The 651-nt window shown below is 77.6% G+C and carries 1 pseudogene; it reads right to left on the reverse strand.

The annotated features are described in order from the left end of the window. Positions 1-453 (reverse strand): annotated as a pseudogene (locus N865_RS21325) (DNA polymerase III subunit gamma and tau); the annotation flags it as partial. Between the last annotated feature and the right edge of the window lie 198 nt (positions 454-651).

Raw genomic sequence — 651 nt, forward strand, 5'->3', positions numbered from 1 at the left:
CGGGTGGCCGGCGCCGGCGTCGCCCCAGGAGCCCTGCGGTGCGCCGCTGCCAGGGCCGCCACCACCCTGACCGGGGCCGGTGTCGGCACCGAAGCCCTGGGTGCCGCCCGCTTGGCTGCCCCGGGGTGACGGGCTCGGGTCGGGTGGGCCGGACGGGACCGAGCCGGGCGGCGGGGCGACCGGGGCCTGCTGCGCGATCGAGTCGAGGTGGACGCCGTCGACGACCGCATCGACCCCGAGTTCGTCGATGAGGGCCTGACGCACGATCTCGGCGTGGTTGCCCGAACGGAAGGTGTTGGTCAGGCCGATCGTCGCGATGCCGAGCGTCAAGGTCCGCCCGTCGAAGGCGACGACCTGGGCGTTCTGGGAGACGAACGTCCACGTGATGCGCCGCATCCCGAAGATGCGGCCGAGGACATCCGGCCAGGCGCGCCGGATCGCGGCGGTGTCCATCCCCCCGGTCGGGGACGCCGCCCCCTCCGGAGTGCCGGGCTCGCCGGGACCGGCGGCCGGGGCGGGGCCGGCGCCGTGCACGTCGGCACCCGCCGGCGTTCCCTGGCCGGGACGACGCCCCTCTGACCCCGCGGCCGGGGACCGGACCTGGTCGGCGGGCGCCTGCGCACCCGCGTGTGAGGCCCCGGAGCCGGCAGG

The sequence above is a fragment of the Intrasporangium oryzae NRRL B-24470 genome (assembly GCF_000576595.1).
Classification (GTDB): Bacteria; Actinomycetota; Actinomycetes; order Actinomycetales; family Dermatophilaceae; genus Intrasporangium_C; species Intrasporangium_C oryzae.